This window comes from Accumulibacter sp., assembly GCF_031732815.1.
Lineage (GTDB): Bacteria > Pseudomonadota > Gammaproteobacteria > Burkholderiales > Rhodocyclaceae > Accumulibacter.
In genome coordinates, this window is the sequence record NZ_JAVMKF010000073.1 from 1 (window position 1) to 6853 (window position 6853).

6 protein-coding genes and 1 pseudogene are annotated in these 6853 nt (G+C 64.4%); 6 read left to right on the plus strand and 1 reads right to left on the minus strand.

All coding sequences use genetic code 11. The annotated features are described in order from the left end of the window. On the plus strand, positions 1-842 hold an 842-nt coding region (locus RKP46_RS06125; protein ID WP_311105817.1), incomplete at its 5' end, for an MFS transporter. A 17-nt stretch (positions 843-859) separates the two neighbouring features. On the opposite strand, the pseudogene mutY reads toward RKP46_RS06125, so the two are convergent. Beyond that, positions 860-1915, minus strand: a pseudogene (gene mutY / locus RKP46_RS06130) (A/G-specific adenine glycosylase); the annotation flags it as partial. Between the two features lie 367 nt (positions 1916-2282). Here mutY and RKP46_RS06135 point away from each other — a divergent pair. From RKP46_RS06135 to RKP46_RS06155, 5 genes are all read left to right on the plus strand, one after another. After that, the gene (locus RKP46_RS06135; RefSeq protein WP_311105818.1) at positions 2283-2831 is read left to right on the plus strand and encodes a flavin reductase family protein; all 549 of its coding nucleotides are present in this window, start codon (positions 2283-2285) and stop codon (positions 2829-2831) included. A 236-nt stretch (positions 2832-3067) separates the two neighbouring features. Further along, on the plus strand, positions 3068-3382 hold the full coding sequence (locus RKP46_RS06140; protein WP_311105819.1) for an H-NS histone family protein: 315 nt from the start codon (positions 3068-3070) through the stop codon (positions 3380-3382). A 132-nt stretch (positions 3383-3514) separates the two neighbouring features. Then, entirely contained in the window at positions 3515-4519 is a 1005-nt protein-coding gene (gene galE, locus RKP46_RS06145) for a UDP-glucose 4-epimerase GalE (protein ID WP_311105820.1), read from the plus strand. 14 nt (positions 4520-4533) lie between these two features. Next, positions 4534-5352, plus strand: coding sequence for a symmetrical bis(5'-nucleosyl)-tetraphosphatase (locus tag RKP46_RS06150; RefSeq protein WP_311105821.1), 819 nt, complete (start codon positions 4534-4536; stop codon positions 5350-5352). A gap of 162 nt (positions 5353-5514) precedes the next feature. Continuing rightward, the gene (locus RKP46_RS06155; protein ID WP_311105822.1) at positions 5515-6849 is read left to right on the plus strand and encodes a hypothetical protein; all 1335 of its coding nucleotides are present in this window, start codon (positions 5515-5517) and stop codon (positions 6847-6849) included. Positions 6850-6853 lie beyond the last annotated feature (4 nt).

Sequence of the window (6853 nt, forward strand, 5' to 3'; positions counted from 1 at the left end):
CCGACCGCCTGCCGGTCGCCGTCCAGTCACGCGGGACAGCCTTCTACACGGCAACCTTTGGTGTTGGCGCCGGCCTGTCCTACCTCTGGGTCGAATTGCTGCAAAGCCTGCTGCCATGGCGGACGCTGTTCGTCGTGGGCGCGGCGGGTGCGCTGCTCGCCGTCGTCCTCGTCTGGCTTGGCGTTGCCGCGGGCAGCGTTACGCCGAGGCGCGGTGGAATGCGCGAACACTGGTGGAGCGTCGTGCGCGAGCGGCGCATCCTGGCCTATTGCGGCGGCTATTTTGGTCACAACTGGGAACTCTTCGGCTTTCGCGCCTGGCTGGTCGCCTACTTGAGCTGGAACCAGACGACGCGACCCGACGTATGGACGTCGATGCCCGGTCTGGTGGCCGCCGGCGCGACCTTCCTCGCCGTTCCCGCCAGCATTCTCGGCAACGAGGGCGCGCATCGCTGGGGACGCCGGCGCTGGCTGACGCGGGTGATGCCCCTGTCCTGCGCGCTGGCGCTTCTCGTCAGCGTCTCCGGCGACCTGCCGCGTGCGCTGCTGGTCTGTCTGCTGCTGGTTTACGCGATGAGCATGAACCTCGACTCGGCCGCGCTGACCGCCGGCGTGCTGACCGAGACGGCCGTCGAGCAGCGTGGTACGGCGCTTGCGCTCTATTCGTCGATCGGCTTCGCCGGTGGCCTGCTCGGCCCGGTCGCCTTTGGATTTGCCGTAGACGCTTGCGGTGGCGCCGGTGGCGCGGGCTGGGCAGCGGGTTTCGTCACGCTGGCTGGCGGGGTTGCTTTCGGGCGGTGGGCAATCGGTCGCATCGAGCGCCCACCGACCGGGACCGCCTGATCGCCGCCAGAGATAGCCGCCCGCAGGATTTGCCTGATCGGCGCGGGCAAGGCGGCTGTGGCGATTTCCGGGTAGGTCAACCAGACCTCGGTGCTTTCGGCGGCCCGCCAGCCAGAAGGCTCGCCCTGTGCGCAGACGACATCGATGTTCAGTATGAAATGGGTAAAGGCATGCTGCGTCGTTGGCATCTGCCTTGTCGCAAGAAGCGAACAGTTCCTTCGCTGGGCGAAATCGGCCAGCCCGCGATCGCCCAGTTCAGGCAGACTCAGCAAGCCGCCCCAGATGCCGGCAGGCGGACGCCGTTCGAACAACACACCCTGCGCACAAGACAGTAGCACCAGGGTGACTTGCCGTAGCGGCAGAGGCTTTCTCTTGCGTGGTGCCGGCAGTTCGTTCTGGCGGCCGCTGCGGTAGGCGAGGCAGCCGTCCGCCAGCGGGCAGATCGCGCACTGCGCTGCCCGCCGCAGACAGACGGTGGCGCCAAGGTCCATCAGGCCCTGGGTGTAAGCTTCGATATCACTCGTCGGCAAGAGCGACTCGGCGAACGCCCACAGCCGCTGCTCGTCGTGCGTCGCCGACGCCGTGGCCTCGAGCGCGAAATGGCGGCCGAGCACGCGCTTGACGTTGCCATCGAGAATCGCGGCCCGACGACCGAAGGCAAACACAGCGATGGCGCCGGCGGTCGTTCGGCCGATTCCCGGCAGGCGCGCGAGGTCGACGACATCCGGCGGAAAGCATCCAGCGTGCTCGGCGACGACACGCTGCGCGCAGCGATGCAGATTTCTCGCTCGTGCGTAGTAGCCAAGACCGGCCCAGACTTCGAGAACGCCTGCCAGTGGTGCTGCAGCCAGCGCGTCAAGGCTGGGAAAGCGGGACAGGAAATTCCGATAATAGGGGATTACCGTAGAAACCTGGGTTTGCTGCAACATGATCTCGGCCAGCCAGACGCGGTAGGCGTCGCGGCAGTACTGCCAGGGCAGATCGTGGCGCCCGTACGTTTTCTGCCAAGCGATCAGACGGACCGCAAAAGCACGACCAGGGTCGCTGCCCGTCTCACCCACCGCAGCCGCCATCAATGCCGGGGGGCGTGCGCGGCGCGCGCCAGGAGAGTGGCACCGCGAGGCTTGCCCAGGGCTGTCTCGACACACTGCGCCAGCAAGGCGATAATGCCGCCGTGCGTGCTGCTGCCCATAGCCAGCCGAAGGTGGCGGGCAGGCTCGCCGTACAGGTCGTACTGACCGTACTGACCCTTCGCCTGTTTCTCAATGTCGGATCTTCCCCGCAGGACCAAACGTACGTTCCGCAACCCATCATTCATCCTAACACGGCCGCACACTGCGGCCGCCAGCCGTGATGCCACTGCCTCCGCGTCTACCCAGCGCAGCGCAAGCTGCAGCACCCCCAGCCGATTTGTCGCGCGCGCGCGGCGACGATAGCGACTTGGCGGCTGCCGATGATCGCTTCGGTCGCGCCCTGCGTGACAGCCTGGGCAGTTTTGCCACTGGGGTTACCGTAATGACTACGTGCGCCGAGGGTGGGCAAGCGGTCGGTATTACAATCAATTCGTTCAGCTCGGTTTCGCTCGACCCGCCGCTCATTCTCTGGAGCTTGTCGAATCGATCGCCGAGTCTTGATACCTTCCGCCGCGCGCCGCACTATGCGGTCAATGTTCTGGCGGAAGAACAGGAATGGATTTCCAGCCATTTTTCGCTGCGCTGCAATGACCATTTCGCGTCCGTCGAACTGATCCCTGGATTCGCCGGGATTCCCCTGATTGCCGACTGTCTGGCCTGGTTCGAATGCGCGCATGAGGCGCACTACCCGGGCGGAGACCATCTCGTTTTTGTCGGCCGGATTTTGCGCTTTGCCCAGGGACGTAAAAGCAAGCCTTTGGTCTTTCACGGCGGTCGCTATCGCCGGCTGGCCGGTGAACCACCGCAGGCGGCGATACCGGGAAGCGTCCAGGCTGCTCCGTCGGCTGCCGACTGAACAGTGTCCGCGGCACTTGCTCGCGGAATAAAAGTGCAGTAAAGTGCGCCCCGGCATTCGGCGGGTCTCGACACTAGGCATGTGGCACGATTATTGGACGAGAGGCGCAACGGGCATTGACCAGCCCGGACATCGCATGTCGATTGCCGGCCGGCCGGACAAGCGCGTTTCATCGAATTGGCGGTTTCCCCGGTTAATAACGTGTCCACTCGATGATTATCTGGAAGGAATGAAGCATGTCCATTTACCGGGAATTGCTGGCGCAGCGCGAAGAACTTGACAGGAAGATTGAAGAAGCTCGGCGTGAGGAGGTTTCTTCAGCAGTTGTCAAAGTCAAGCAGTTGATTGCTGACTACGGTCTGACCGCCGCTGACTGCGGTTTCAAGACGGGCCCTGCGGTAGCCGGCCCCAACCTTGGCAACGTGCGGCCGCCGGTCGCGGTCAAGTACCGTGGACTCAACGGCGAAACCTGGTCGGGTCGTGGCAAGGCGCCACGCTGGTTGACCAACCTGGAAGCGCAAGGCCGGACGCGCGAAGAATTCCGCGCCTAGCAGTCCGCGGGCTGGAGCTGGCGAATTGCGTGACAACGCCGACCGGCTTCCCATTGAAATCGTGCACAGCTCGCTGAGCCCAGGCCGGCTGCAGCGGAAGGCGGGCTCTTCCCCAGGCGAACGGATGCAGGCATGAACCTCCTCGTTACCGGTGGCACCGGCTACATCGGGTCGCATGCCTGCGTCGCCCTGCAAGCCGCTGGCCACGACATCGTCGTGGTAGACGATCTGTCGAACAGCCGGGCCGAAGTGATCGATCGAATCGAAAGGATTTCCGGCAAGCGGCCAGCCTTCTTCCGCGGCGATGTGCGCGACCGCGAGCTCTTGCGGCACATCTTTGCGCGATCTCCGATTGATGCGGTTCTGCATTTTGCTGGCCTGAAAGCGGTCGGCGAATCGGTCACACAAGCCTTGCGTTATTATGACTGCAACGTCGGTGGCGCGCTCTCGCTTTGCCAGGTGATGGCTGAATCGGTCGTCAGAACGCTGATTTTCAGTTCTTCGGCAACCGTCTATGGCGACCCGGCGACAGTGCCGATCAGCGAGGATTTTCCGCGCTCGGCGACCAATCCCTATGGTGCCAGCAAGCTGATGATCGAGGATATTCTGGCTGATCTGGTGCGCTCCGATGCGAACTGGCGAATCGCCCGCCTGCGTTACTTCAACCCGGTCGGCGCGCACGAGAGCGGTCTGATCGGCGAGTCTCCAAATGGCGTACCGAATAACCTGCTGCCTTACGTGGCCCAGGTCGCGGCCGGCACGCGTAGCCATTTGAGTGTCTTCGGTAACGATTATCCGACACCCGACGGAACCGGCGTGCGCGATTACATTCACGTCATGGATCTCGTCGAAGGCCATCTTGCCGCTTTGCATTACCTGCTTGACACAGCGGGTCTGCTGACGGTCAATCTGGGTACCGGGCGTGGCTATTCGGTTATCGAAATGATCGAGGCTTTTGCCGCCGCCAGCGGACGGCCGGTTCCCTACGTCATTGCGCCGCGTCGTGCGGGCGATGTCGCCGTCTGCTACGCCGATCCCGGACTGGCCCGGAAACTGCTTGCCTGGAGCGCGCGCCGCGGGATCGACGAGATGTGCCGCGATGCCTGGCATTGGCAACAAGGACAGGCGCTCGCCTGACGAGCGGGGGAGCGATGGCAACTTACGCTGTTGGTGACATCCAGGGCTGCTTTGACGCCTTTCAGCGCCTGCTCGAAGAGTGCCGCTTCGACGCTACGGTCGATTGCCTGTGGCTGGTCGGCGACCTGGTCAACCGCGGACCCCGCTCGCTCGATACGCTGCGCTTTGTCCGTGATCTAGGCGCCAGCGCGATCACCGTCCTGGGCAATCACGACCTTTACCTGTTGATGGCAGCAGCCGGCTTCGGTCGGCGGAGCAAGGGCGATACCCTGGAGGCGATCCTCAACGCGCCGGACCGCGACGAACTGCTCGACTGGCTGCGTTGCCAGCGTCTGTGCCACCATGCAGGGCGCTTCTGTCTGGTGCACGCCGGATTGTTGCCGCAATGGACGGTAGCCAAAGCGCGTGCGCTGGCGCGGGAGGTCGAAGATGTCCTCGGTGGACCGGACTATCTCGACTTCATGCGCAACATGTGGGGTAGCGAGCCTGTCGCCTGGAGCGACGATCTGACCGGTTGGCCGCGCCTGCGTGTGATCGTGAATGCCATGACGCGCATGCGCTTCTGCTCGCCGGAGGGGGAGATGGAGTTCAGAACCAAGGGCGAAGCGAGCGCAGCACCGGAAGGATTCGTCCCCTGGTTCGAGGTTGCTGGTCGGCAGAGCGCCGACCATGTCCTGGTCACCGGCCACTGGTCGGCACTCGGATTGCGCATGGAGGCCAACCTGTTGGCGCTTGATTCCGGATGTTTGTGGGGCCGTCACCTGACCGCCGTCCGTCTCGAAGACCGCGCGCTGTTTCAGGTCGGCTGCCCGGCGAACGAAGCCCGGACCTGAACGCTCGGGCGCTAGCTGGCGGGCGAGCGCGCCGCTGCGCCAGCTCGCTTGCGGGGAGCGCAGCGCCTGCAACAAACGTCCGTCGCGCGGCTGACTAATTGACGACTTTCCTTGCGCTGGCGCCTGCTAGAATCAAACCGGCATTTCTCATCGGAGCGAAACATGCGCAGCGGAAGGCACTACAGACAACACGGTGCGGCGTCCCTGTATGCCGTTCTGGCAGTGATCGGGCTGGCGATTGCCGGCTTTCTGGCGATCGGGAATCTGCCCTCTTCGGCGCCTGACGAGGCGGCAAGCGAAGGCGTTTCCTTTGAAGTCGTTGACGGCGCCCACCGTGAACTGGATGGCTCGCCGGCCTTGGCGCTCGCCTTCAGCCTGCCGCTCGACGCCAAAGGCGAGAACGACAAGTTCCTGCAGGTGCTCGAGATGCCCGCCGCGACGCCACAGCGGGTGCGTGCGCCGGCGGACGAGGCGAGCGAAGATGAAGCGGCGGAGACCGAGGCGGCCGAGTCGGCGAGCGCGTCGACCAGTCGCGCGGCCGCCGACACCACGCTCGACGGCGGAAAGCCCGTCGCCGGCGCCTGGGTGGTCGGCGAAAACCCGCGCCTGCTCTTCTTTCCGCACATCAAGCCGCAAACGCGCTACGTCGTGCGCGTCGCTCCCGGCCTGACGGCAAGAAACGGCAGCAAGCTCGCCGGGGAAGTTCGTTTTTCGATCCGCACTGCCGCCGTAGCCCCGGCGTTCTACTTCAGCAGCCGCGGCATGGTCCTGCCGGCGGCACAGAACGGTGGCCTGCCGGTAACGACAGTCAATGTCCCGGAAGTCGATATCCAATTTCTCCGGGTCAAACCCGAACAACTCGCGCGCTTCCTCGAAAAGGTGATCGCCGGCCCGGCGCACAATGGCGCAGCGCGCAGCGCGGCGGACGGCGATGGCGAATCCACCGGCGAGGACGACGGCCCCTACTTCGCTGCGCGCAACCGTCTGCAAGGCGCGGTCAGCAGTTGGGACCTCGATCAGATGCACAAACTGACAACGAGCGCTTTCGTCGGTCGCTTCCTTACCGAGCAGACACCCAACCGGCGCGCAGTCACCTTCATTCCAGTCGAAAGCATTCCGGCCCTGCGCCAACCCGGTGTCTATGTCGCCGTCATGTCGCAGCCAAATCGTTTCCGCGAGGACTATCAGACGACCTATTTCTACGTCAGCGACCTTGGTCTGCACCTACGCCAGTATCCGAACAGCGGTGGCGATGCCTACGTCAGCTCGCTGACCGACGGCCAGGCGCGGGCAGGCGTCGAAGTGAGCTGGATCGACGCTGCCGGCAAGACCCTGCTGCGCGCCGAGACCGATCGTGACGGGCGTGCTGCTTTCGCCGAGCGGCCGTCGGCAGCGCGTCTGCTGATGGCCCGCAAGGGTGAGCAGATGTCACTGATCACGCTGAAGGAGCGTGTCCTTTCGGCAACCCTGCGTGAAATCCCTGACGGCGTCTGGTAGCGTA

What these genes read in the sequence shown, in the direction of transcription:
- RKP46_RS06140 (WP_311105819.1), top strand. Translation starts at nt 3,068, where the DNA reads ATGTCCATTTACCGGGAATTGCTGGCGCAGCGCGAAGAACTTGACAGG.
- RKP46_RS06155 (WP_311105822.1), top strand. Translation starts at nt 5,515, where the DNA reads ATGCGCAGCGGAAGGCACTACAGACAACACGGTGCGGCGTCCCTGTAT.
- RKP46_RS06150 (WP_311105821.1), top strand. Translation starts at nt 4,534, where the DNA reads ATGGCAACTTACGCTGTTGGTGACATCCAGGGCTGCTTTGACGCCTTT.
- galE (WP_311105820.1), top strand. Translation starts at nt 3,515, where the DNA reads ATGAACCTCCTCGTTACCGGTGGCACCGGCTACATCGGGTCGCATGCC.